This is a genomic window from Thermofilaceae archaeon, assembly GCA_038731975.1.
In the GTDB taxonomy this organism is placed as follows: Archaea; Thermoproteota; Thermoprotei; order Thermofilales; family Thermofilaceae; genus JANXEW01.
In genome coordinates, this window is sequence record JAVYQJ010000001.1 from 128,749 (window position 1) to 151,575 (window position 22,827).

General features: G+C 52.6%; 23 protein-coding genes and 5 tRNA genes. 16 read left to right on the forward strand and 12 right to left on the reverse strand.

Annotated elements, in window-relative coordinates; all coding sequences use genetic code 11:
* The first annotated feature begins 7 nt into the window (after positions 1–7).
* Positions 8–1,075 carry a diphthamide biosynthesis enzyme Dph2 gene (gene dph2, locus QXF46_00765; protein MEM0225398.1) on the forward strand — a complete coding sequence of 356 codons (1,068 nt, stop codon included), beginning with the start codon at positions 8–10 and terminating at the stop codon, positions 1,073–1,075.
* Here the strand turns inward: dph2 and QXF46_00770 are convergent.
* Both QXF46_00770 and amrS read right to left on the reverse strand, forming a co-directional pair.
* On the reverse strand, positions 1,014–1,868 hold the full coding sequence (locus QXF46_00770; protein MEM0225399.1) for a TIM barrel protein: 855 nt from the start codon (positions 1,866–1,868) through the stop codon (positions 1,014–1,016). The genes dph2 and QXF46_00770 overlap by 62 nt on opposite strands.
* Before the next feature lie 41 nt (positions 1,869–1,909).
* On the reverse strand, positions 1,910–2,944 hold the full coding sequence (gene amrS, locus QXF46_00775; GenBank protein ID MEM0225400.1) for an AmmeMemoRadiSam system radical SAM enzyme: 1,035 nt from the start codon (positions 2,942–2,944) through the stop codon (positions 1,910–1,912).
* A 77-nt stretch (positions 2,945–3,021) separates the two neighbouring features.
* On the opposite strand from amrS, the gene QXF46_00780 reads away from it, so the two are divergent.
* Positions 3,022–3,852: a hypothetical protein gene (locus QXF46_00780; GenBank protein MEM0225401.1), complete on the forward strand. Its 831-nt coding sequence runs from the start codon at positions 3,022–3,024 to the stop codon at positions 3,850–3,852.
* Between the two features lies 1 nt (position 3,853).
* Here QXF46_00780 and QXF46_00785 read toward each other — a convergent pair whose 3' ends face one another.
* The 3 genes from QXF46_00785 to QXF46_00795 are packed head-to-tail and all read right to left on the reverse strand — an operon-like array spanning position 3,854 to position 7,120.
* Positions 3,854–5,557 carry a vWA domain-containing protein gene (locus QXF46_00785; GenBank protein ID MEM0225402.1) on the reverse strand — a complete coding sequence of 568 codons (1,704 nt, stop codon included), beginning with the start codon at positions 5,555–5,557 and terminating at the stop codon, positions 3,854–3,856.
* Positions 5,544–6,755 carry a MoxR family ATPase gene (locus QXF46_00790; GenBank protein MEM0225403.1) on the reverse strand — a complete coding sequence of 404 codons (1,212 nt, stop codon included), beginning with the start codon at positions 6,753–6,755 and terminating at the stop codon, positions 5,544–5,546. The genes QXF46_00785 and QXF46_00790 overlap by 14 nt, the downstream gene beginning before the upstream one ends.
* 50 nt (positions 6,756–6,805) lie before the next feature.
* A complete protein-coding gene (locus tag QXF46_00795; GenBank protein ID MEM0225404.1) occupies positions 6,806–7,120 on the reverse strand; it encodes a hypothetical protein in 315 nt (104 codons plus the stop codon).
* 87 nt (positions 7,121–7,207) lie between these two features.
* Here QXF46_00795 and QXF46_00800 point away from each other — a divergent pair, with 87 nt between their 5' ends.
* From QXF46_00800 to QXF46_00830, 7 genes are all read left to right on the forward strand, one after another.
* Entirely contained in the window at positions 7,208–7,699 is a 492-nt protein-coding gene (locus QXF46_00800) for a CDP-2,3-bis-(O-geranylgeranyl)-sn-glycerol synthase (GenBank protein ID MEM0225405.1), read from the forward strand.
* Positions 7,700–7,847: 148 nt separating this feature from the next.
* Entirely contained in the window at positions 7,848–8,051 is a 204-nt protein-coding gene (locus QXF46_00805) for a hypothetical protein (GenBank protein MEM0225406.1), read from the forward strand.
* Between the two features lie 279 nt (positions 8,052–8,330).
* Positions 8,331–8,651 (forward strand): hypothetical protein, encoded by a 321-nt coding sequence (locus tag QXF46_00810; GenBank protein ID MEM0225407.1) that lies wholly within the window; start codon positions 8,331–8,333, stop codon positions 8,649–8,651.
* Between the two features lie 242 nt (positions 8,652–8,893).
* Complete coding sequence (locus QXF46_00815) at positions 8,894–9,670, forward strand: hypothetical protein (GenBank protein ID MEM0225408.1); 777 nt, start codon at positions 8,894–8,896, stop codon at positions 9,668–9,670.
* Positions 9,671–9,744: 74 nt separating this feature from the next.
* The gene (locus tag QXF46_00820) at positions 9,745–10,215 is read left to right on the forward strand and encodes an Lrp/AsnC family transcriptional regulator (GenBank protein MEM0225409.1); all 471 of its coding nucleotides are present in this window, start codon (positions 9,745–9,747) and stop codon (positions 10,213–10,215) included.
* Complete coding sequence (locus QXF46_00825; GenBank protein ID MEM0225410.1) at positions 10,215–12,020, forward strand: ATP-dependent DNA helicase; 1,806 nt, start codon at positions 10,215–10,217, stop codon at positions 12,018–12,020. Before QXF46_00820 ends, QXF46_00825 begins: the two co-directional genes overlap by 1 nt.
* Before the next feature lie 143 nt (positions 12,021–12,163).
* On the forward strand, positions 12,164–12,436 hold the full coding sequence (locus QXF46_00830; GenBank protein MEM0225411.1) for a hypothetical protein: 273 nt from the start codon (positions 12,164–12,166) through the stop codon (positions 12,434–12,436).
* A gap of 43 nt (positions 12,437–12,479) precedes the next feature.
* Here QXF46_00830 and hxlB read toward each other — a convergent pair whose 3' ends face one another.
* Together hxlB and QXF46_00840 are read right to left on the reverse strand one after the other, a co-directional pair.
* A complete protein-coding gene (gene hxlB / locus QXF46_00835; GenBank protein ID MEM0225412.1) occupies positions 12,480–13,100 on the reverse strand; it encodes a 6-phospho-3-hexuloisomerase in 621 nt (206 codons plus the stop codon).
* A gap of 95 nt (positions 13,101–13,195) precedes the next feature.
* Positions 13,196–14,470: a Clp1/GlmU family protein gene (locus QXF46_00840; GenBank protein MEM0225413.1), complete on the reverse strand. Its 1,275-nt coding sequence runs from the start codon at positions 14,468–14,470 to the stop codon at positions 13,196–13,198.
* A gap of 83 nt (positions 14,471–14,553) precedes the next feature.
* Between QXF46_00840 and QXF46_00845 the strand changes: the two genes are divergently transcribed.
* Positions 14,554–14,654: transfer RNA gene (locus tag QXF46_00845), tRNA-Thr, on the forward strand.
* Positions 14,655–15,050: 396 nt separating this feature from the next.
* Here the strand turns inward: QXF46_00845 and QXF46_00850 are convergent.
* A tRNA-Arg gene (locus QXF46_00850) sits at positions 15,051–15,172 on the reverse strand.
* A 49-nt stretch (positions 15,173–15,221) separates the two neighbouring features.
* On the opposite strand from QXF46_00850, the gene QXF46_00855 reads away from it, so the two are divergent.
* A complete protein-coding gene (locus tag QXF46_00855; protein MEM0225414.1) occupies positions 15,222–17,120 on the forward strand; it encodes an arginine--tRNA ligase in 1,899 nt (632 codons plus the stop codon).
* 204 nt (positions 17,121–17,324) lie between these two features.
* Here QXF46_00855 and QXF46_00860 read toward each other — a convergent pair.
* Both QXF46_00860 and QXF46_00865 read right to left on the reverse strand, forming a co-directional pair.
* Positions 17,325–17,442, reverse strand: a tRNA-Cys gene (locus tag QXF46_00860).
* 361 nt (positions 17,443–17,803) lie between these two features.
* A tRNA-Arg gene (locus tag QXF46_00865) sits at positions 17,804–17,904 on the reverse strand.
* A gap of 396 nt (positions 17,905–18,300) precedes the next feature.
* Between QXF46_00865 and QXF46_00870 the strand changes: the two genes are divergently transcribed.
* From QXF46_00870 to QXF46_00890, 5 genes are all read left to right on the forward strand, one after another.
* Positions 18,301–18,528, forward strand: coding sequence for a hypothetical protein (locus QXF46_00870; protein MEM0225415.1), 228 nt, complete (start codon positions 18,301–18,303; stop codon positions 18,526–18,528).
* A gap of 295 nt (positions 18,529–18,823) precedes the next feature.
* A tRNA-Ser gene (locus QXF46_00875) sits at positions 18,824–18,914 on the forward strand.
* Positions 18,915–19,023: 109 nt separating this feature from the next.
* Complete coding sequence (locus QXF46_00880; GenBank protein ID MEM0225416.1) at positions 19,024–19,527, forward strand: class I SAM-dependent methyltransferase; 504 nt, start codon at positions 19,024–19,026, stop codon at positions 19,525–19,527.
* A gap of 121 nt (positions 19,528–19,648) precedes the next feature.
* On the forward strand, positions 19,649–20,623 hold the full coding sequence (locus tag QXF46_00885) for a deoxyhypusine synthase (GenBank protein MEM0225417.1): 975 nt from the start codon (positions 19,649–19,651) through the stop codon (positions 20,621–20,623).
* Complete coding sequence (locus QXF46_00890; protein MEM0225418.1) at positions 20,620–21,627, forward strand: hypothetical protein; 1,008 nt, start codon at positions 20,620–20,622, stop codon at positions 21,625–21,627. Before QXF46_00885 ends, QXF46_00890 begins: the two co-directional genes overlap by 4 nt.
* A 222-nt stretch (positions 21,628–21,849) precedes the next feature.
* Here the strand turns inward: QXF46_00890 and QXF46_00895 are convergent, their stop codons facing one another.
* The gene (locus QXF46_00895; GenBank protein ID MEM0225419.1) at positions 21,850–22,323 is read right to left on the reverse strand and encodes a pantetheine-phosphate adenylyltransferase; all 474 of its coding nucleotides are present in this window, start codon (positions 22,321–22,323) and stop codon (positions 21,850–21,852) included.
* A gap of 3 nt (positions 22,324–22,326) precedes the next feature.
* Positions 22,327–22,764 (reverse strand): Hsp20/alpha crystallin family protein, encoded by a 438-nt coding sequence (locus QXF46_00900; GenBank protein MEM0225420.1) that lies wholly within the window; start codon positions 22,762–22,764, stop codon positions 22,327–22,329.
* Between the last annotated feature and the right edge of the window lie 63 nt (positions 22,765–22,827).

Sequence of the window (22,827 nt, forward strand, 5' to 3'; positions counted from 1 at the left end):
GGCAGCCATGCAATGTGCTTACGACCTTGAGGAGCAGCGTGTCATTGAATGGGCGAGGCGCTTCGGTTACAGGAGCCTCCTACTGCAGGCACCCGACGGACTGAAGGCTTGCGCCCGAAGGCTAGCGGAATCGCTCGCCTCCAAAGGTTTCGATGTGGTGCTTTCAGCCAGCCACTGCTGGGGAGGTTGCGACGTAGCTCTAAATGAGGTGAAGCGCGCTGGATGTGAAGCGTTGGTGCACATCGGACACCATGGTCCAGTGCGATTCAAGCCCCCTCGGAGTGTTCTGTTCGTACCAGGTAGGTCTCTCATCGATCTTGAGGAGGTAGCCGCTAAGGCAGCTTCTAAGCTGGTTGAGGAAGGGATTAGGACGGTGGGCGTTGTAGCCAGCGTGCAACACGTGCACGCTCTCTCGAGCGTGGTTCGCAAACTCGGCGAGCAAGGTCTCAGGGCTCTAACCTCTCGCAGCCCTGATCCGTTTATGCAGGAGGGCCTCATCGTGGGTTGCGATCAAAGGGCGGCCGAAAATCTGAGCAAGGCGGTTGACGCCTTCCTCGTGATTGCAGGAGGCGTTTTTCATGCGATTGGCGTGGCGTTGGCCACCGGCGTAAAGACGTATGCCGTTGATCCCTATGCTAGTTCAATTCGCGATGTTGATAGGGAGGTCAAGAAAGTGATTGCTTTAAGGCTCTCTCACTTAAGCTTGGCCCTTGAGGCTAGGAACGCCACACTCGTTGTCTCGCTGAAGCCTGGTCAACGGCTAACAGCTAGGCAGTTCCGTATCCTATGGGAGGTTCTAAAGTCTAAAGGCTACAAAGTAGACGTTGTTGCGTTTGACGACGTGTCTCGAGAGGCGCTCGAGAACTTTGGGGGTAGTAGCCTTTACGTGAATCTGGCATGCCCCAGGTTAGCCACCGACGATCATCACCTCTTCCCCGGTCCCGTGGTTAACCCTTCGGAGCTTCTGGCAGTCTTAAAGGGAGGCATCGAAGCTTATACACCTAGTCTCAGCGTCACTTGGTGGAGATCTTCCCGTACGTCTCCTTCAGGAGCAGAGCGTCCTCCTCCAAGTTAGGGCTCTCACATATCAAGACTCCTTTGACTCCAAACTCTTTCAGCGCAACCATCAGACTCTCGTAGTTAAAGTCGGATTCCCGCAGATTGAGGTGTCGGATCTCCCCCCTTTCACCGTATTCGATCCCTGACACGTGCATGTGCATGTTGTGGAGCGCTTCCTTCCCGAGGCCATCCTCTAAGGCAGTCAAGATGCGGCAGAATTCGTCGTAACTGTTGAAGAGGCCGTTGCTCCTCGCGTGTAAATGAGCGAAGTCAACTACGGGGAGGACCATCTCCAGCTCGCTGGAGAGCCTGATCAGCTCCTCCAGCGAGCCGAACTCCGTGGGTGCACCCGTTGTTTCGGGCCTAAGCCAGATTTCGACCCCCTCATCCTGTAGCCTTTTTGCGATGTCCTTCAACGTTTCCCTCACTACCTGGTATACGTATTCGCTCTCCCTGCCCATGTAGTAGGCAGCGTGAAAGCAGAGGCTCCACGCTCCCGCTTGAGCTCCCACTACTGCAGACTGGTAGATGCGCTCTGCGCTTGCTTTAGCCTTGCTCGGATCGGGCGACGCAAGGTTGATGTAGTAGGGGGCGTGTACAGTCAAAGCAACATCTAGGTTTCTAGCGATCGATTCGACCTCTCGCGCAGCCGCTTGGGTTAGGCTGATTCTTCGCACGAACTCGATCTCCATCGCATCGAGTCCGAGGGTCCTCACCTCAATTACACCGTGCTTCGTGCTCCTCGTCTTAGCTCTGTTTGGGATACCTGCTGGGCCAAAGCGGAGCCTATCGGGTTTCCACAGGGCCACGTACCCGAGCTTCTCTTCTAGCAAATAGCCTTTTCGTTCCTTCACCAAAACGAAAATGCCTGTTTTCGAACGTATCGCCCAACGATCGGCACTTCGGCGCCGCAGCGTGGGCATCGATTGTTATCGCTCAAGGCGTACCGGACAACGCGATAGCCGTGGCGCTTAATCAGCAATTCGCCACACTCGGGGCAGTACGTGTTTTCGTAGCGGTGGCCAGGCACGTTGCCAATGTAGGGGAATTTGATGCCAGCCTTCTTTGCCTGCTCATAGCACCACTCCAACTTCTCAACCTTCGTTGGAGGCTCATGGTAGTGGTAGGCGGGATAGTAGCGAGTAAAGTGGATGGGAGTATCAGGCCCCAGCTCTTTGAGATGGCGTTCGATGGTATCCAATACGACCTCCTCGCGATCCGTCGCGTTCGTAACTACCAAATAGACTATCTCGACGTGAATACCAAGCCGTTTTGCCTCCCTAGCGTTACGCCATACAACGTCAACGTCAGCGCTATTGTACTTTCGGTATTCCTCTTTTCCCCCCTTCACGTCTATCTTTAAACCGTCGAGACCGCTCTCATGCAGCATCTTTAGAGCCTCTATCGTCATGTAGCCGTTGCTCACGTAGGTGCAGTAGAGGCCTCTCTCCTTTGCTAGTCTAAACACATCGATACTGTACTCGAACAGCAGCGTAGGCTCGTTAAAGCTTACGCAAACGCCCTCGTCGCGCCTGGACGCTATTTCAACCACGCGCTCGGGAGGTATCCGCTCAACCCCGCTGACGTCCGGCTCAACTTTGGAGAGGTGCCAGTTCTGGCACCAGGGGCACGTGAAGTTGCAGCTCCAGCTGCTGAACGTGAGAGACGTTGAACCGGGCCAGAAATGGAAGAAGGGCTTAATCTCGATCGGCCTTGACTCCAACGCCGATAGGTTACCGTAGGTGAGCGTGTACAGCGTACCATCGATGTTAACACGAGTTCGGCAGAAACCGCGCGCACCATTCTCTATCAAGCAGCGCCTCTCGCAGAGTAGACAGCGGACTTTAGAGCCTCCTACCTTCTCGTAGAGCAGCGCTTCTCTCATCGAGTAGAAAGTAGCGCGCAAAGATAAAACTGTCGATAGGCGCTACGTTTATTATTTCTCGAAGAACCTCAACCTCAATGCCTTGGATTGGCGTGTCAGCCGATATTAGTGAAGATGATGTTAAGAGGGCTCTAGAGAATCTAGGTCTAATTCTTCTGCGCGAGATCGGAGTTGTGGAGCTTGAGACTTCGAGAGGCTGGTTGAAATTCAGAGTGTTTGAGGTAGCAGGAGGCGTAGAAGATTCAGCGCGTGTGCTAGCAGAAGACCTAAGCGCACCGGCATTCGAGAGCGGCCCACACCTGGTGCTGGGCGAAGTGAGCGCGCGGCTGTGGGATGAGGGAGCAAAGGTAGTGTTCCCCGACGGGGAGAGTGAGGTCGTGCCGATTTTCACGTACGATGGGTTCCTCGACGTGAGAATGCCGACGAGAAGGGTGAAGGGGTTGAAGGCTACGATAATCATCGGCGGGACGCAGTACGAGCTACCCCTTGAGATCAAGGATCTTCTGGAGGTTTACGCTAAGGGGCAGAAGGCCATCGAAAAAGTCGAGAAGGCTGCTTCCGTCTATGGGCTGGAGAAGGTGGTTTCACTGGCAGCTCTAGAGGAGTTGAGGCGCCGTAGAGCGGGGGAGGTAAGCGTAGAAGTGGATTACGAGGCGGGCTTCGTAATGGTGAAGGAAGGGGTGAAAGTGCGCGTTGTTTCTCTGGACAAGTTTATTCTCGACTTAATCGTTAGGGGGGAGCTGGACAAACTAAGAGAGTTGGTGGAGAAGGCTCCTGACGAAGCAAAGAGGCGGGTGCACGAAATGCTGAGAAGAGAGCTGGAGTTAGCAGAGGCTTCTGGCGACGAGCGCCGCTCAAAAGTGTTAAAAGAGGCTCTTGAGAAGCTGGGCTTTCAAGCCCAGGTCTAACTTAGGTTCTACTCCCAATCGCCACTCCTCTCTCAGCCTCAGCAGCAGCTAAGTGCTTCAACATGGATGGTTCACGAACTCTATACAGAGTAACGCCTCTGGCCTGCGACACCGCCTCAACGCTCTTTGGGTACTTCCACCCTTCTATGTGCAGTACGACAACACGGTGCCCCGCAGCTGCTATTCTCTCAAGGAAGCCCAATGCTTCACGGAGGTTCTGCCACCCGCAGTCGGTCACAATAATCACAAGCGCTCTCTCGCCCGCCTCCAACTCGGCTAGCTGAGCGTTAATGGCTGCGAGGGGAAGAAGTGTGAGCTCACCCTGAGGCAAGGAAAGCACGAGATCCTTCACTATCTCTGGCTCATCCCACCCGGCCACCAGGTACCTGGTAGAGAAGTTCAGAACGGATACGCGCCCACCCTGGCGCCTCGCGCTGAGATATGCTGCGAACGCCGCGACGGTAGCATCATCGATCGAGCCCTGCATGCTTCTGCTGGTGTCGAGCACTACAAGCACAGATGGTGCTTGCTCTTCTATCAGCACTTCGCCGGAGGGCGATGGAACATTAACATCTTTCAACGTTGTTTCCTCCGGGATCAGTGGACCTTCCTCAAAGCTCGCCTCGAGATCCAGATCTTCAATGTCGTCCTCCACGCTCCACATGTCCGAGTAGGCGTAGATCGCCCAGGTGCCGCCTCTACGACGGCTACCGTAGGTAATGAGGAACTCTTCAGCTCTAGCCCGATACCACATGGCTTTCCACAGCAACTCTTCAAGGTTTGCAACCTTAGCTGCAGGCTTGGAGAGCTTGGAAGGCAGCTCCGGCTCCTCCCCCTCCCCCCTAAGGGACTCTCTCGAGATTTGTTCCTCCGTAAGCTGTTGATCTACCTTTCCCGTTTGCTGCTTCGTGATTTTTTCCAGCACTTTCTCCGCGTCGTGCTTTATTTTATCGAAATCTACCCTCTCCTTGACCCAGTGCCTGAAAAGCTCCCTAGCCTCATCCTTACCCAACCCCCTCATGACCTCTCTAACCTCGGCGAGGAGATCGTGTTCCAAGTCCTCGCTTAGTGGAATTCCTTCGCCAGCCGTCTTCGGAAGCCTTTCCAGTTTACCCATTGCCTGCAGCCTCTTCAAGATTGTAGCGACGGCTTTCACCTTAGCGATGTAAGAGCGTGGGCTGAGAACGATCTCGGCGAGCAACGAGCCGTAGAAAGCGACGTCTCTGTCCATCCTATGATTGGGGATGAATTCCTTGTATACGTGCTTGCAAGCGGCGTACCTCAGAAGCTCGATTCCCCTCGGTTTCGATGAGAACTCGTACGTTAAGTGGAAGGGCAGCTGTCTGAATTTGAGAGGAAGGTAAAAGAGGTCTATCTGAAGGTCGGCCAGTAATCGAACAGCGTTGTGCGCGTGTGCCCAGCTTCTGACCTCCTCGTAAGCCGCTCTAGCTAGCATTTGAACGGTCCTAAGATTGTACGGGAAGTAGTGCAAGTGGGCTAGGTCATGCCTAAAGTACCAGAGCAGTATAGGTCCCCCCTCAGGGTCGTCTAGTAAACTCCGCGGGACATCAATTTCGAAGACACCCTCTTTGACCCGTATACCGGGGCGACGGTTGCCAACGTTGATAACTACGTGGGAGGGGGTTACGTACATCTCCGATCGGGCTCTTTCAAAGAGATCGCGGATATCGCTAGCGCGTAGCATCAGGCATCAACCTTGCAGTGAGAGTTTGATCATACTGCAGGAGGCCGGATGAAACCCAGTTTTGCTCCAGCTTCATAATTTCCTCCGCGAAAACGAGATCCTCAACCGCGATCTCGCCAGCCAGCCTGTACAGCTCCTTATTGAAGGATTTGTAGAGGTTGCTGAGTATCGCCCACTGCTTTCTTGCCCGCCTCTCCTCGTTAAGCTCCCTCTGCCTTCGCAAGAGCTTTACCAACTCCTCCGGTGCTCTCTCTTGCTTAACAAGCTCCATCCGGTGGATGAGGACGTAGGGAGCGAGTCGGTATACGTCATCCTCTGTGACTTTTCCGTCCATCCAGGCTTTAGCCTTAAGAAGGTTGTACAGGACAAGCGTCGCTCTCTCGCTAGGGCCTTCTCTTATCGAGCTGCAGATCCCGTGGACGAAGTGACAGCCTTCGCAGAGTGCTGGGGGTTTGACTCGGCTCACATCCCTGCCTCTAATGCACACCTGTAGATCTCTTATGAGTACATTGACCGTAGCCAAGAGATCGACGTCGACCTCGACCTCCTTTACCTCGCGCCGAGCCTCTCTCAACGTTTCAAAGTCTATTACCTGGGGCATCGTGTCGACGAGAGAACCGTAAGACTCGACTAGCTTCTGCAGTCTAAACTTGTCACTTAGGGGGAGCGAAGATAAGTTGACGCACACGTCGAACCTGTCGTAAAATGGCGGAGGATGGATGAAGGTGGTCGGATCAGCGGGGTTCTCATTGGCCAAAAGCACGAAGTCACCAAGGACGTAGCGTTGTCCGTAAGCCCATACCTCGCCGAACTGAAGCAGGTGGTAGATGTTTGAGGCAGTGTAAGGGTTGAGCCTGTTCACCTCATCGATTCCCTTACCCTTAGCGCGCACAAAAGCGGACCAAATGACGCGCTCAACCCCCTCTTTCTCGAGGGATGGTATGTGAAGCCGCGCCACTACTTCACCCCGCTTGATCTCAGATGCACCGGAGAGCACGATGAAATCCTCACCGAACAAACCTTTAAGGAAAAGCAGCATTAGGGTGGACTTGCCCCTCCCCCTTGGCGCTCTAATGAGGGCGGTGGATCTCTCATGCAGCAGGTTCAGTGTGAGCACCCTGATCGCATCGTCATTACCCACGAATCTGTTCTTCACCTCTTCCTCAAGCCTTTTGACACTCGCCTGTAGGTCGCCCATAGCGCTATTAAGTGTGCGTCGCTAGTAAAATCTTTCGGCGCTCAGGTAGGTTAACGAATGAAACTTAAAATGAGCGCAATCAGCGCTGCTATTAATGCAATTTCTAAAGTACGTTTTCTAATTCTTAAACGTCTCACTTCATTTTCCAATTCTTCTAGTCGGTATCTCATCTCCCGTATCAAACTTTTCTCCACCGTAATGTGCTCGCCTGGCTCCGACCTCAGGAAGAGCGCGTCGATGAAGTCTGTCGGCAAGTGGTACCTTCGTTCTGGGCGCTCCTCCTCGATGAATGTAGCGGAACCTATTCTCCTAGCTCTGACTTTGCCGGACTCTCTCCTCAGAAATTCCTCGAATGGATCTAGCACGTGGAGTACAGCTTTTCTACACGTATAAACCTACCCTTCTTCACCTGACCGCGTTATCGTTAAATGCGTTAAGCGCGCGTGGGGTGTGTGGAGCGCATCATAGCTCTAGCGCTTCCATGCTACGTGGCCAACGCAACTCCAGTTATCGTGGCTAAACTCCTACGCCGCACACACCCTCTAGACTTCGGGTTGCATTTTGTAGATGGACGAAGGCTTCTCGGCGATAGCAAGAGCATTGAAGGGTTCATCGCTGGAGTCTCTGCCGGCCTTCTAGCGGGCTATCTTCTATCGCTGTATGGTCTGCTCAGCGTTGGTGAGGCGGTCCCACTATCGTTCGGTACTATGCTAGGCGACGCTATGGGATCCTTCATTAAGCGGAGGTTGGGTCTGCCCAGCGGAGCTCCAGCTCCTCTACTTGATCAGCTTGCATTCCTCGCTGTAGCGTTGGCACTCTACAGCCTCTTTTACGGTTACATCGAAGCCTCGGTTGCGGTCATTCTATTTCTAATAACCCCGCCAATACATCTGGCAACGAACGTGATTGCCTACAAGCTCAGGCTGAAAAACAAGCCCTGGTGATCCGCGCCGGGTGCGCATTTCCCCCCTCATTGGCTTCGTCCTCGAGGAGCCCACTCCACGACCTATTGGCCGCGAGCCGGGGCAGGTTGTGGGGTCGGCCGCCTAGAACGCTCTGCTCGCTCTTCGGACGCAGCCGCCGGTGCATCGGTTGGGGCTCACGCTCTCATCGCCGTGCGGCGGCATGTTATTTGCGCTGTTGGGGGGCTGCACGGAGGAGCTTAAGGTGAGTTTGAGCAGCATAGCTGAGGCGCTGGAGGCGTTCATGCTAACCGGGCTGGTGCCGGGGGGCATTGCGCTCACGCAGGCCGGAGAGGGGCGCACAGCACTAGTCCAGCAGAGGAGAACTAGCTGAAGGCCTACGTAGCCGCGACAACCAAGTGAGAGGAAGCAGCGCGCTCTTTCATTCCATTATCTACTTCCTTTTCCAGCTCGACTCTCAAGCAGTGAGGTAGCGATGGGGCGCAGCAGGGGACGAAGGAGGTCTGGTCGAGGAAGATAGAAGGTAGAGTTAGGGCGACAGAACCTCAGGACTTTCACCGACACTTGGTGAGTGTTGCGATGAAGAGTGATAGTATTTGAAGGTAATCTCCGTGCGCTAAGAATATATCTATCTCCGTGGATAGCGGTCGAGATGGCTGAACAGATTCAAGTATTTAGAACAACTCTCACCCCGACCGTTCGTGGAGCGATTAGTAAAGTGCGGAGGTGGTTCTACGCTTCACTATATTCGAAGGTTAAGGGTGATGCTAGGGAACAGTCGAAGAACAATTGGGTAAAACTTGCTCGTATGCTGATAGAAAAGACGAACGAGCAAGGGGTCTCCGATAAGGCTGGTCGAGTTGTGCTCTACTACTACATCAAAGATGGAGTCTTTGTGCCTGTGAAAGCTGAGATAGAGTACTTCGAAATAAAGCCGCTTGGAAAATTCGAGGTTACCTTTTCTGAGGCTTAACCTTAGCGAGTAAAACGTATACGATAGCTAAGAAGTACAGACTCGACAGAGCGAGGGTTGCATACGTTACGTAGAAGTCACGGGTCCCTGGGCATCTACCAGTTACGTAGCATGCCAACTGATAGATACTAAAGGTGCAAACTGCTGCCAGCACCATCACAGCTATTGCTATCGCAACTTGAGATTTTTGCACGGAGCATCGGGGGCGAGCGCTTTATCTTTATTTCGCGGTAGAGTACCACATGAGTGTTGAAGGAGTCGGCGTTAAAGAGGTGTTGCGAAGAGTCTTCGGGGCAGGCCTGGATCCTTTCAGCACGTTTGGTAGGATCGTGGCGCGACCCGACGGATTCGGGCCACTCCTCTGCATGCTTCTTCTGGTCTTTGCTTTCTCCCTTCAAAACGCTACACTTCTCTCAAAAGTCTTCATATATGCTGCGAGAGGAAACCCTGTAACTCCATTCGTTGAACAATTTGACAGCACTATCAGAATAACAGCCGTGAATGTTACATCCAGCCTCAGGAGAGTTGGGCCTCCCAGCGAAGAACACTTTGCTGCCTTAAATGTGCTCTCCCTAGGTTTCGGTATTGCGTCGTGGTTCTGTTGGTCTCTCGGAGTATGGGTGGCATTGAAGATCGTGGAAGGCCCTCCAGCCTCTTCCACTCTACTTTCGGGCTATATCCTCAGCGTTAAATTCTATGAGTATCTCACGAAAGCTATCATCCAAGCCTGGTACTTGAAGGACTTGAGTCGCATAGAGATCATTCTCCAGCTCGACGCGCTTACATTGAATCGTATCTTAAGTATGGCTTCACTGGGTTTAGCCAGCATGCGGGAGCTTCAGACGGCCCTGCTAGCCCACACGGCTTTTTTCACGGTGTGGAGCATCGTAGTCACGTCTGCAGCTGTGAGCCGGGGTTACACGCCTCTTCGTAAAGCTGTGGTGGGGGGGATTACTGCTTTTCTGATCTCCTCAGCAGCTCAAGCTATCGCTTACAACCTACTGTTGATGGTGCTCTAAAATTCTTACAAGCGGTTGAGTGAGAGAGACAGTAAAGTTTTTTTAACAATGCCATATAATGTTTGCAGATTTGCATGTCTGAAGATCGGAAGCAGGTAGTATTGGATGAGATAGATAGAGGCCTCCTCAGGATACTCCAAGAAAACGCGAAGACCCCTTACTCAAAGATTTCGAAGGAGCTCGGTATCAGTGAAGCAACGGTGCATTTAAGGATTCGTAAGCTGGTGAAGCAAGGAGTTATAAAACGGTTCCAAGCAATTGTGGATCCTGAAAAAGTTGGTAAGGATGTTGTCGCTATAATCGCGTTAACGGTTGATCCCAGAAGGTACGAGAGTGTTCTAGAAAAGCTTAAGGCGATGCCGGACGTCTACAGCATTTACGATGTAACGGGTGAGTACTACACAATACTCAAGGTGCGGGTTGGCAGTAAGGAGGAACTAACTAAGGTGCTCGATGAGATCGGCAGAGTTGAAGGTGTAGAATCAACTCGCACAATGTTTGTCCTGCGAGTAATTAAAGAGGAGACTCGTATAAGGATAGATTAGTGGAGCTCGGCGAGATCTGGCCCTATCCTGCTTGGAGACGCGGGCAGCCTGAAATAGCGAAGGCAGTCTATGCTAGCGTAGAAGAGGGTAGGCATCTTCTGATAAGCTACCCCACTGGCGCGGGGAAGACTGCTGCTGTTCTTACAGGTGCTCTTGCTTCTGCTACGCGGCTAGGAGTGAAGGTTGTTTACACAGTGAGAGCGAAAGCCCAATTCCAAGCCCCGAGAAGAGAGCTCCTTCTGCTCTCTGAACGCATGAAGGTAACAGCTGTTTTCCTCCAGAATAAGCGCGATCTGTGCTTTATTAGGGGGGCCAAGCTGCTGCCTTACGATGAGTTCCTCAACTTTTGCTCAGAGCTTGTGCGAGAGGGCCTCTGCCCCTACTACAGCGCTGCAAGGGATGCCTCTTACTCTGTGAGCATACTAGACCACGATACCTTAGTGCGAGTAGCTAACGAGTTGAAGGCTTGCCCGTACGAAATCGCCCGCAGCATGCTCCGCAAGGCGGACCTGGTTGTCGCCGCGTACAACTATGTTTTCGACCCGGAAATCCGCAGAGTCTTTCTAGGAGAAATGGGTGTTGATCTCCACAGCGTAAGCCTCATCGTGGACGAAGCTCACAACCTACCACACTCGCTAGCGAGCATCCTCAGCAGAGAGCTGAGCGAACGAACGTTGCGAGCGGCTAAGAGGGAGGCGGCCCGTGTCCTAGGGAGAAGGGACGTGGAAAAAGATCTCTACGCACTTCTCTCACTCTTAAGAAAGCTACGCAATATCGCGAAGGTGAACGTATTGGAGTACGAGGTGGATCCGGCAGACTTGATGGGGGTAGCCCCCAACTCAAGCGAGCTTTTCAGGCTTGCTCAGCTGGTAGAGAGGCAGTTAAGTCGTGCGAGTGCCTTAAGGAGAGTTGCAGCATTTCTTCGATTGATTGAAGGAGGTGGCTCTGACTACACGTTGACCGCGAAATTCGACGGCGGTGAAGTTAAGCTCGCCGCGCTTTGCACATCCCTCCTCAGAGGTTCGGCACCCGTCTTCTCGAACGTTCGAAGCTCAGTGTTGATGAGTGGGACAATGCCACCAAGGGAGTACATCGTCAACTTGCTGGGCCTTGAGGACTGGCGCGTAGACGAGATGAGGCTACAGTCTCCCTGGGCTGCGAACATAGGTTTAGTGGTGGTGAAAGGGATTTCCTCCAGGTACATCGAGCGTGGAGAAGCTACGTACCAAGCGATGGCTGGGTACATTGACGGCCTTTACCAGAAACTCTCCGAAGGTCTATGCTTCGTAGTTGTACCGTCATACGATATGGCTAAGGCTTTAAGACCTTATGTTAAAGCTCGACCTCTGCTCGTTGAGCGCGAGGAAACTAAGTTGCACGAAGTTGAAGAAGCTGCCCGTAGGTTCAGCAAGATGCTAGTAATAGCAGTTGCTTGGGGTAAGCTTGTAGAGGGTATTGAGCTTAAGAGCGGTGGGCTAAGCAAGATAAAACTGGTGGTGATAGCGGGGTTACCAGTTCCTGAACCAAATGTTTTGAATAGGAAGCTATTAGAAAGTCTTAAACATAAGGTAAAGAGTAACGAAACAGCCTGGAGGTTAGTGTATATGGTGCCTGCCGCCGTAAAAACGGCACAAGCGATTGGTAGAAGCGTTAGATCTGAGCTTGACAGAGCGGCTGTTGCGATACTAGATGAGAGAGCCCTAGAGCCCGACATTAGATCGTACATAGAGAGCTTCGGGTACTCTATGGCAGTTGTAAGCAGCCTAGAGGAGGCATTAAACGAGCTGGAGAGGTTCCTCATCTAAAGTGCATTACTACACATTAAGGCAAGTATCTCCAATAAATGTATGGGCTTAAAATCTCACTGATTACGCTAAGAGGTTTTGCGTAGTGTAGCGGGAACAAAAACTTTATATATTTCTAACCGCTCCATAAGCGTGGTGGTAAAGTGCCAAGACCGAGGAGTCCGCAGGTAATCGAGAGAGCTGTAAAGATCTATAAGGTGCTAGAAGAGATGGGCGGGAGGGTAGTTACACCCGAGCTTCTTAAGGTCGTATACGAGCGTGGAATTGCCAGCAGTTACTCTCTCCTCCATCATACACTCATGGTCCTGGAGAATGCCGGTTTTATTAAGCATGAGCGAGTGAAAGGACGCGCTGAATGGTACATCGTAAAGAAGGCTACTGAGGATGAAATTCGGCAAGCTTTAAGCCCACGTTAATATAACTCTTTTATTTTTTATTTTCAATTTTATTTTTTTATTATCATGGCACCTCAATATTGGCATGACGAGCCATTAGGTAATCTTCGTTGACTCCTAGGGCTCGCATGAGAGCTACTACGACGCCGTCGAAGAAGACCATCGCGGCATCTTCGAAGAGAGTTCCTAACGGTGCTAAGGGTTCGTAGATCCCGAGTACTTGCCTTGCGAAATAATCGACCTCCTTTGATACCTTAGTCCTGCCCGGAATTCTGACAACATGATCACTCACTTTAGCCAGGGGGGAATCCGGGAAGGAGGTGACTGCGAGCACGTAGGCCCCCATCTTTTTAGCGGCTTCAGCAACGCTTACTACTATCTGCGTCGTGCCTGAGCCGGAGATAGCTATAACGAGGTCTCCTTTCGAGACGGCTGGTGTGATGGTCTCGCCCAGCACGTAGACGTTAAAGCCGAGGTGCATCAGCCTCATAGCGAAGGCCTTCCCTACGAGGCCGGAACGACCGGCGCCTACGATTAAGACCTTAGCACCTGAATTTTTCGCCTCCAAGAGTATCTCGAGCATTTTAAGCACCTGTTGCCTATCAACGGCGCGAGCAACCTTCAAAATCTGCTCTGCGATCTCCAGCATAGTACCGATGAGTGCATCTACTAGATTCTCACTCACGTGACGCCCCTCAACTGGGTCTTTTAAACCTTTAAAACTCTCAAAACTCGGCTTTTGAGCTGATCGGTGGTAAGTCCTTTACGAACCCTCAAGCTTTAAGCGATCGGTGGCATACCTCTTTCCCGTTCAACGCCATCCTCAGATAATCGGATTTTACCCAGCAGTAGTATCTTAGCTTCATTCACGTCGAAAGGTGTCCGTACTTTCACTATCTTATTCGTTGGATCAACTTCCTCTATAATTCCGATACCTACGTGTTCAAGCCTTTCGTTAGCAATGCCAACTAGGTATCCTTTTAATCCACCTAGATGAGATACAAGGACATCTCGGTTTGTAAGTTTGGAAACCTGGTCTTTGAGCTCCAGTAACCTTTTGTACTCTTTCTCTCCAATTGTCGTTAAAACAACTACGTTTCCACAAACTTCAGCGTTCACCTCGAAGCTGAGAAGAGTTGAAAGCATCAAGCTTAGTTTCTCGTCACGCCGACCGTTAAACGTGTACGTAGCCCAGAGGCGAACCTTCTCGAGGCTAATAGTTTTAACAGCAGACTCCTTTATCAGACTTAAGTATGACAGCTCTCTCCTCAACTTGCGCAGCTCTCTCTCCTTTCCAGGAGCAGCAGCTGGGGTAGGTGCCCGCACAACCCGAATGCCTGTTCCTTCAAAGATTCGAGCGATAGGCTCGGATGCGCCGGTCCCCTCCATGACTATAAGAGTCGTTGGTTCAACCACCTCCACGATTCTGCATTTGAAAGCTAAAGCACGCTTATCGCCAACCCACCCATCCGTGTTTACTATCACTAGGTCCCTTCCCGATGCCTCGCGTAGTAGCTTCGTTAAACCAACTATCACTGCATCCTCGCATCCCACTGGAGTGTTGGTTCCGATGAAGTAGAAAGCCTTCGGCTCCAGTTCCCCCAGCCAGGAGACAGGCTTCTCGGGTAAAGCTAAAGCTATCGTACCAGGCCAACCGATGTCATTCTGGCCCACATCGGCGTCTATTACCGCTACGCTCAACCCTTTTGCGATGGCTGTGTTAAGCAGGTACGTGGAAAACGTAGTTTTTCCGCTATCGACTTCGCCGACAACTAGTACTCGGCCGGGTGCTGCGATGCTTTGAGCTAGCATCCTCCATTTGTCAACTACCTCCTCATCTGGTTTAGCCTGACTTAGCCTCCCACCAGACATCTCTACGGTACACCACTCGCCTACTTCGATGCAAATCGTATAGCCTCTGGGGACTACGAGCTCCCTTCCTACACTGAACACCTGACCGAGAGCGTAAAAACCGGAACCCTCAATCACTTTGACCCTAGCGGGACCCTCCACTCTATAAAGGCCCTTCTCAAGACGATACCTCTCAGGAAGCATGACCACAAGTCGTAAGTTACGCTAAAGATAAAGGTTGAGCCCCCGTTAAAGCTATAAACCTCGAGCTGGTGGAGCCGTAAACGGCCCCGGTAGCTCAGCCTGGTAGAGCGCCGCTCTGGTAAAGTGTAAGACCGGCTATCCAGTAAGGCGGAGGACCCGGGTTCGATTCCCGGCCGGGGCTCCATTTTTCAGGGTGGAACAGTCGTTCATCCTGTCGTGTTTGTTTTTGCGCTGCTACGCCGAGCACTTCACTTTCAAACTTCTCCTTGTTTTTCTGAAAATAGTTAGCTAAAAGTAAGTTTTCTTCATTTATCATTAAGTTAAGAATCATATGATGATGAGTTAAACTGTAGTACGATTCGTTGTAATACACTTGTATTATCACTGCAATATGTTAAGTCTATCAATGAATAGGTTTAAAGAAAATATAGTTCTAGTTTTTTCTATTATTCGTAAAACGCTAAAATAATACCGTACAAAGCAGATTTAACAGCATAGGTGCTTTCGCTTAACCACTGGACCCTTGTGGTTGGGAAGAGCTTTCATCTCTTTTGAGGAGGAAATTCAGAAGCCGAGCTCGTGGCGGGCCCGCCGGGACTCGAACCCGGGTTCTCCGTGCGGGTTGGCAAGCCCGCTCTCCGGCTTAGAAGGCTTGCGCAGCTTCTTCAGCTTCGGCGCCTTTCCAGGCTAGGCCACGGGCCCTATAATGCCGGTTTGGCACACTATTTAAGGTTTGGCGCGACGGGGTTGTGTGAGGTATAGCGCTCACGAAGTGCTGGTGGAGCGGATTGCGAGAGCAGCTAAAGCCGCGTTAGAGGGAGAGGGGGTTGTTGCAGAGGTGCAAGTTGAGAGAGCACCTCCGGAGCGCGGGGATCTGACGATCAACGTCTATCGGATAGCTCGGAGCGACGTGGGCGCTAGGGACTTAGCCGAGAAACTGGCTGGTAACTTATCTAGCGGCGTGGAGTACGTTAAGGCTGCAAAAGCAGAGGGGGGTTACGTTAACATTGAAATCGATCCCTCATCCTACGGGCAGTTCGTCTGGCGGGTAGTATCGTCCCTGGGGAGCAGGTACGGGTACAAACCCCACCCAAGCCCCAGCCGTATCATAGTCGAGCACACCAGCGCCAACCCTGTTCATCCTCTACACATTGGACACCTCAGGAACTGCATAGTTGGTGATGCGCTGGCACGCCTGTTACGAGCCAGAGGTCACGATGTGGAGGTTCACTTCTACATAGATGATGTAGGCCTGCAGGTTGCTTACGCTGCTTACGGTTACGAGAAGGTTCGGCATGTTAAGAGAGCTATGAAGCCGGATCACTTCATTGGGTTGATCTACGCCATAACGAACGCGATAATTAACGTGCGTGAACTGCAGGCGCGGAGGGAGAAGGTTGGTGAGGAGGAGCGGGCGAGGATCGATGGCGAGTTATCGGATTGGTTGTGGGTGGCTAAAGAATTGATGGAAAAGGATGAGGAACTCTTCACGCTGATTGCTGAAGCCGTAAAGAGGGAGGACGCCCTTAAGCGCATCAATGACATAAACAGGGCGTATGAAGCAGGCGAAGAGTGGGCGGTCAAGCTTGTCAGGGAGACCGTGGAGCTTTGTCTTGAGGGCTTCAGGCAGACGCTTCAGAGGCTCGGCATCTCCTATGACAGCTGGGACTGGGAGAGCGAAGTCACGACTTGGAACGGTCTCGTGCGAGATGTGATAGCTAAGCTGAGGGCTACCGGCTTCGTCGTGGAGAAGGGAGGGGCGCTGGTTTTCCAAGCTGATAGGCTGGCAGAGGATGCGGAGGTGAGGCGCAGGCTCGGCCTTTCGCCAAGCTTTGCAATCTCGTCGATGACTCTTGTCCGTTCAGATGGAACAACGCTTTACGCTACGCGCGATATTGCTTACACTATCTGGAAGTATAAGAGGGGGGTTGACAAAGTGATAAACGTAGTGGGTGCTGAGCAGAGCTTAGAGCAAGCCCATGTCAGGCTAGCACTCTACAGCATGGGGTACGTAAGGGAGGCGGAGAACACTTTGCACTTCGCCTACGAGATGGTAAATCTTCCCGGTGTTAAGATGTCGGGCAGGAGGGGAAGGTACATAACGGCGGACGAGCTGATTGATGAAGCGGTCAGAAGAGCGAGAGAGGAGCTCGTTAAGAGGGGTGTCGAGGTCGACGAGGAGGTAGCGGAGCGAGTTGGAATCGGAGCAGTGAAGTTTGCAATCTTAAGCGTAGCCCCCTCTCGGCCGCTGACGTTCACTTGGGAGAGGGTCCTTGACTTCGAGCGGAACAGTGGGCCCTTCGTCCAGTACGCCTATGTGAGGGCACGCTCCGTGCTGAGGAAAGCCGGCGACTTGAAACCCGCTGTGAATGGAGCGCCTTTCGGCGAGGAAGAGAGGAAACTCCTCTTTCTCATTGGCTACTTCCCGGAGGTAGTTGCAAAGGCTGCTGACGAGTTAAAGATTGAGCTCGTGCCTCAGTACCTCAACGAGCTAGCCTCAGCTTTCAACAAGTACTACGATGAGGTTCCAATCTTGAAGGCGGAACCTAGAGAGAAGGCTGAAGCGCGGCTAGCCTTAACGTACATGGTAGCAATCACGCTGGAAAACGGTATGCGTATCCTCGGAATCGAACCACCCCATAGAATGTGATGGAGAGCCGTAGCGCATGGAGCCCCTCTTCAGCAGTAGCAAAACCTGAACCCTTGAAACAGCGTGGAAGCAGGATGTCTGTCGTAAGCCTACACCCTTTGTGCAGAGTTCGCGTCAAAAAGGGCGTTAAGGCGAGTGGCAGCCACCATGGGGAGGCGTATGAACTCCAGCCCGCTCGAGGGAGTATGCTTCAGTATAATGATGTGGAGCCGGGGCCGGGATTCGAACCCGGGTGACACTCCGCGTGCGTACGCACTTAGCGGGTAACGACGAGACGACACCCACTGCAGCCCGCCGCCTTAGACCACTCGGCCACCCCGGCTCCTCAAGCGAGGTATAGCAACGGGTTATTTAAGTTGATTGCGCCGGCACTCTGTGGATAGGCAGTTAGTAAGGGGTATCGCGAGGCAAAGGATTGCAATCCTACTCAAAATGGCGGATGAAATCGTTAAGAAGGACGAGCAACTGGCTAGAAGGTATGTTGAATTGGCTCTAAAAATTGCATCAAAAGCTCGTATTCGCATTCCAAAAGATTTGAGAAGAAAATACTGTAGGGGGTGCAACATACCACTCGTGCCCGGCGTTACATCTAGGGTGCGCGTCAAAAGGGGTTGCGGCGGTACACGGATCATAGTCACCTGCCTACGGTGCGGTTATGTGCGCAGGTACCCAGTCAAAAAGCATGGCGGGCCCGCCGGGACTTGAACCCGGGTTCTCCATGCGGGGGCTATACCCGCACTCTGGCTCCGCAGGCCAGCGCCTTTCCATGCTAGGCCACGGGCCCTATGGGGGTACTCTTCTACTGCATATTTTATTCTTCACGGTGGGGTTCGTGCTTAAGCCTTTGGGCCTCATCGGACCGGCTCGAGCCCCTCTCACCGGGGCCCTGGTCACCGGCTCAGCCCCGCACAGGGTGACCTCATCCCGCGGCTGAACCGCGGTGGAGCAGCTGTGAGCTGCAGCCTGGCTCGTAACCCGGGGGCCTAGAGCCGTTCTTGCATCTTCAACTCTGGGAGCCCCCGGAGCTGCAGGGGTGGCTGGGTGGGAGGCCTAGTGGTCGAGGCTGAAGGGGGGAGAGGATTTTGGGGAACTGAAGGGGTTGAAGCGGAAGCCCCTCAAGGGCTGAGAAGTGGTACGGCTTTCCCCTTGAGAGCTTCAAGGAGGTTCCCAGTTTCGCGGGATGGAGAAGGGAAGTGGGGGGAGGCTGCTGGAGGACTACTGCCACCTCGAGGCGAAGGGGGAGAAGCTGTACATCGGCGCGTGCGGCCACAGGTTCTCCACGTTGCCCGGTTGCACGGAGGAGCTTAAAGTGAGTTTGAGCAGCATAGCTGAGGCGCTGGAGGCGTTCATGCTAACCGGGCTGGTGCCGGGGGGCGTGGCTGAAGGCCTACGTAGCCGCGACAGCTGAGTGATGGGGGCTGGAACGTTTATCCCCCTCTTTGTTTCCTTTTCCCCTTTAGCTCTCTTCATGCCGCGGGAGGGGTGGGCAGTGTGTAGGCCCAGAAGGGAGCAGCCAGAAATACGCAGCTGGAGAGACGAGAGCGTTCGAGCGAAATACGAACAAGCGCGCACCCCTCAGAGTCTTCAAAGCTAGTGTGACTAACTGCGCGTTGTTGCGCGCTTTACTAGCCACTTGAGATGCTATTTAGACTTCGACACGCAACCGCGAAAAGCTTAAAGTAGTGTGCTAGCTCACAGCTTGAGCCGGGGTCGCCTAGCCTGGTCCATGGCGACGGGTTGCTAACCCGTTGCCCCTTTCGGGGCGCCCGGGTTCGAATCCCGGCCCCGGCGCCAACCTATAACTCATGGGCCAGTGATGAATGCGCAAGTTTAGAGGGTGAGAGCGATTTAAACCTCAGCGTGCCGTAACGAAATTTTTTACCCCCTACTATAGGAGCAACCTGTGAGCTACAGTATAACTGTACCTTTCGTGCCGACTCCTATCGAAGTCATTAGAGAAATGCTGAGGATGGCCGAGTTAAAGCCGGGCGAGTTGCTTCTGGATCTCGGGTGCGGGGACGGGCGTGTCCTCATCGTAGCGGCAAAGGAGTTCGGGGCAAGGGCTGTAGGAATCGAGCTTCGAGACAATCTAGCCAATAGAGCCGCGTACAATGCTGCGAAGGAGGGTGTAAAAGATAAGGTACTAGTTGTCCATGGCAACTTCTTCGACCTAAAGCTTCCACCCGCAGACGTGATCTTCATGTACCTTCTCACTTCAGTCAACGAAAGGTTAAGACCTAAGCTGGAGAGGGAAGCCAAACTGGGGGCACGCATTGTGTCGCACGACTTTGAAGTCACCGGCTGGAAGCCAAGAAGGGTGGAGGACTTCCGCGACGGGGGGAGGTCGCACCGCCTCTATCTGTACGTCGTTCCAGAGGCTTACCTTTCAGCTACGCGAAGAGGTTGAAAGCAGGGAAGACCGCTTAACCTTATTAGGAAAAAGGTTCCGTTGCAACTTGTGGTTTCCGCGTAGGAGCGTCAACAACAACATTTTAACAACAGCACTAGCACCGGCGTACAGAGGGTGAATGGAGGAGAGGAACTTTTTACTCAAAAACGCGGTGGTCGATATTGGCAGGGAGGATTTGAAGAGCATAGCGCCTCTCGCCCATAAACTGGTGAAACTTTACGATCAGATGGGAGGTTTTAGTTCACAGCTTGTAGCCAGGGCCGCCGAGATCATGCGGGAAATGATCCAAGATGAGGAGTGTACTGTTTTCCTGGCTTTTACGGCTAATCTGATGGCTACCGGGTTGCGTGGCGTGCTTGCGGCACTGGTAAGGGAGGGGTTTGTAGATGCAATAGTAACGACCGGGGGAACGTTTGATCACGACATAGCCCGATCGTTAGGCAGTTATTATCGTGGGGACTTCGAGCTTGACGACCACATGCTACAGGAGCTAGGGATCCATAGGCTGGGGAACGTTTTAGTGCCAAGAGATAAGTACGGGCCAGTTGTGGAAGAATTTACGCATCGAATGCTCGAAGACCTTGTGAGGGTGAAGAGCAGGTGGACGCCGAGCGAGTTAGCGCAAGAGATCGGTAAGCGGCTCGGAGATGCGAACTCGGTTCTGGCAGCTGCGGCAGAGAGGGGTGTGCCTGTTTTCTCACCCGGCCTTGTGGACTCGGCTTTCGGGACAGCGTTTTTCACCTTCCGTGAAACAGGTCGGAGCAGAGGTTTCTCCCTGGAGCTAGATGTTCTCGGCGATTTATCGAGGATCTCCGACCTTGTCATGGAATCCGAGAAGATCGGTGCAATAGTGCTGGGCGGGGGGATCAGCAAGCACCACGTAATATGGTGGGCTCAATTCAAAGGAGGCCTCGACTACGCTATCTACATCACTACAGCGACCGAGTTTGATGGAAGCTTGAGCGGTGCGCGGACGAGGGAGGCGATAAGTTGGGGTAAGCTCAAGCCTGAAGCTCGGCACGTTACTGTTCCAGCGGATGCAACGATAGTGTTCCCTATAATAGCGGCAGCTGTACTGGGTGAGCTAGAGTGATCGAGGCCCAGGTTACATTTACAGTGATGGCAGCCGCGTTTACCGCCTTAGTCCTAACACCACTTACTGCTAGGGTGATGAAGAAGCTCGGCCACCTTAGAACAGACGTCCACAAGAGGGAGCAGCCGAAAGTACCCTATTCCGGGGGGGTGGCGCTTTTTGCCTCCGTCATCCCCTTTCTGATCGCTTTTGCACTCTTACAATGGGGGAGCACTGTCAGAGTTTGCGTTCTTCTCGCTTCCTCCAGTACAGCATTCCTACTGGGCCTCATCGACGACTTCAAGGTTTTAGGGGGCAAGGTTAAGATGCTTCTATCTCTGTTAACGGCAGTCCCTTTGGCAGCCGCTTACATCCTTTGGCCAGACGTCGTCCAGCTTGGGCGCCCCCTAGTACCACTTCTCGGGCGCCTTAGGCTGACTATCATCTACTGGTTGCTTCTGCCTCTTGTGGCTGCTGGGCCAGCGAACGTAGTGAACATGCTTGACGTTTTTAACGGTGTTATGCCCGCGACCACGTTTCTTACAGCTACTACAATGGCTTTCGCTTCGCTGGTGGTTGGTAACGTTGAAGGAGTCGTCCTCCTCGCCCCCCTTATCGGGGCCTTGCTCGGCTACCTACCTTACAATAAGTGGCCGGCTCGAATCCTGAACGGCGACTCGGGTAGCCTGTTTGTGGGCGCGTACATCGGTGCTGTGGCAGCTCTGATTCATCTCGAGTTCATAGCTGCGATCGCGCTCACCCCTCACATTCTTAATGGGGCGTTGGTGATAATCTCTGTCGGAGGTTTTAAGGAGCATCGTGAAATGAAGGGGAGACCCGTGAAGATACTGCCCGACTACAGGCTAGCGGCGTCCAGTGACTTGGAAGCCCCGATCTCTCTCACACGGCTGATCCTCGCTATAGATGGACCCCTGGATGAAAGGGCAATCGTAAGGAGGTTGATCGCCTTAAGTGCTGTGAGCTGCGCTCTAGCAGCTTTCTCCTCCCTCCTGATACCAAGGTGATTGAGATGAAATCTATACTGCTCTTGAGCTTGCTAGCCATTGCCATTTGGGCATCTTCCATTCCAACGCTGGTGCTCATAAACTCGATACTCTACCTCATCGAAATTAGTTGGCTTCGATCCCTCCTCGGGGTAGTAGTTTTCGGAGGATGGGTCGCACTATGGTACGCCCTCTTGAAGATCATTTCCAAAAAGATACTATTTAGCAAATTTTCTAAGATAACTAATAAAGATTCTGATAATAATAACTCCAAAGTTTAGTACTAGATATTGGTTTTCCATCATCTCCAAGTATCGGTTCAACAACTTTTATGATTAGGGGTTTCATTTTTTTAGCTATCCTAGAGCGGTTGATTTTGAGTGCACCAATTAGGGTTTCTTCGGTAACTACTATTGCTTCTATCGAGGGATCGCTGCCTGCCGGCCCTTCGGCATCGTCTAATGGAAGTACCGTGATCCGTTGCCCCACCCTGGCTTTCCTTAAACAGTACCTCAGCACTCTGAGAGCTCTAACTTCGTAGGGCTCAACCGGGTGGTTCTTCCTACGCTGCGAAGCGAATTCGTCGCTGACGACTCCTATGACTACTTCGTCGCTAACCTCGAGAGCGGCTTTAATCAAGTGCCTATGTCCAGAGTGAAAGAGCGAAAAAGTACCACCGACAGCGGTCCTCCTGTATGCTGGCTCTCCGCTAGCCACTTTCTACTCTACAAGCACCTGTATCTCTTTAGCAACCTCGCTTTTCGGGATTCGTACTTCGAGAACGCCGTTCTCTAGCTTCGCCTTTGCTTGTTCTGGCCTAACCTTTACCGGGAGTTCAACCTTCTTGTATATTGAGTCTCCAACTCGTTGACGTATGATGTATCTCCCCTCCATCGGGATCTCAGTAGTTCGTTGTGCGAATATCTCTACAGTAGTTTCCGTGACTTTTACTCTTATGTTTTCCTTTGAAAAGCCAGGGACATCGACCAGCACAACTAATTCGTCGCCGCGCTCTACAACGTCTACCGGTGGTTCCCAAACCCCAAACTTTAGCCCTTCGGCAGATAATCGAGCCCAGACGTCTCTAAACAGTTTTTCAACCTCCTTCTGAGTTTGAGCTATCAGGTCTGCTATTTCCTGAATTGTTTGTCTCTCCATATTCCTCGCAAGGAAGATGCAGATGCAGATTATTAAAGGTATGGCTCTGACCTATGGACGCAA

What these genes read in the sequence shown, in the direction of transcription:
- QXF46_00820 (MEM0225409.1), top strand. Translation starts at nt 9,745, where the DNA reads ATGTCTGAAGATCGGAAGCAGGTAGTATTGGATGAGATAGATAGAGGC.
- QXF46_00900 (MEM0225420.1), bottom strand. Translation starts at nt 22,764, where the DNA reads ATGGAGAGACAAACAATTCAGGAAATAGCAGACCTGATAGCTCAAACT.
- dph2 (MEM0225398.1), top strand. Translation starts at nt 8, where the DNA reads ATGCAATGTGCTTACGACCTTGAGGAGCAGCGTGTCATTGAATGGGCG.
- QXF46_00885 (MEM0225417.1), top strand. Translation starts at nt 19,649, where the DNA reads ATGGAGGAGAGGAACTTTTTACTCAAAAACGCGGTGGTCGATATTGGC.
- QXF46_00815 (MEM0225408.1), top strand. Translation starts at nt 8,894, where the DNA reads ATGAGTGTTGAAGGAGTCGGCGTTAAAGAGGTGTTGCGAAGAGTCTTC.
- QXF46_00810 (MEM0225407.1), top strand. Translation starts at nt 8,331, where the DNA reads ATGGCTGAACAGATTCAAGTATTTAGAACAACTCTCACCCCGACCGTT.
- QXF46_00840 (MEM0225413.1), bottom strand. Translation starts at nt 14,470, where the DNA reads ATGCTTCCTGAGAGGTATCGTCTTGAGAAGGGCCTTTATAGAGTGGAG.
- QXF46_00870 (MEM0225415.1), top strand. Translation starts at nt 18,301, where the DNA reads ATGGAGAAGGGAAGTGGGGGGAGGCTGCTGGAGGACTACTGCCACCTC.
- amrS (MEM0225400.1), bottom strand. Translation starts at nt 2,944, where the DNA reads ATGAGAGAAGCGCTGCTCTACGAGAAGGTAGGAGGCTCTAAAGTCCGC.
- QXF46_00785 (MEM0225402.1), bottom strand. Translation starts at nt 5,557, where the DNA reads ATGCTACGCGCTAGCGATATCCGCGATCTCTTTGAAAGAGCCCGATCG.
- QXF46_00780 (MEM0225401.1), top strand. Translation starts at nt 3,022, where the DNA reads ATGCCTTGGATTGGCGTGTCAGCCGATATTAGTGAAGATGATGTTAAG.
- QXF46_00790 (MEM0225403.1), bottom strand. Translation starts at nt 6,755, where the DNA reads ATGGGCGACCTACAGGCGAGTGTCAAAAGGCTTGAGGAAGAGGTGAAG.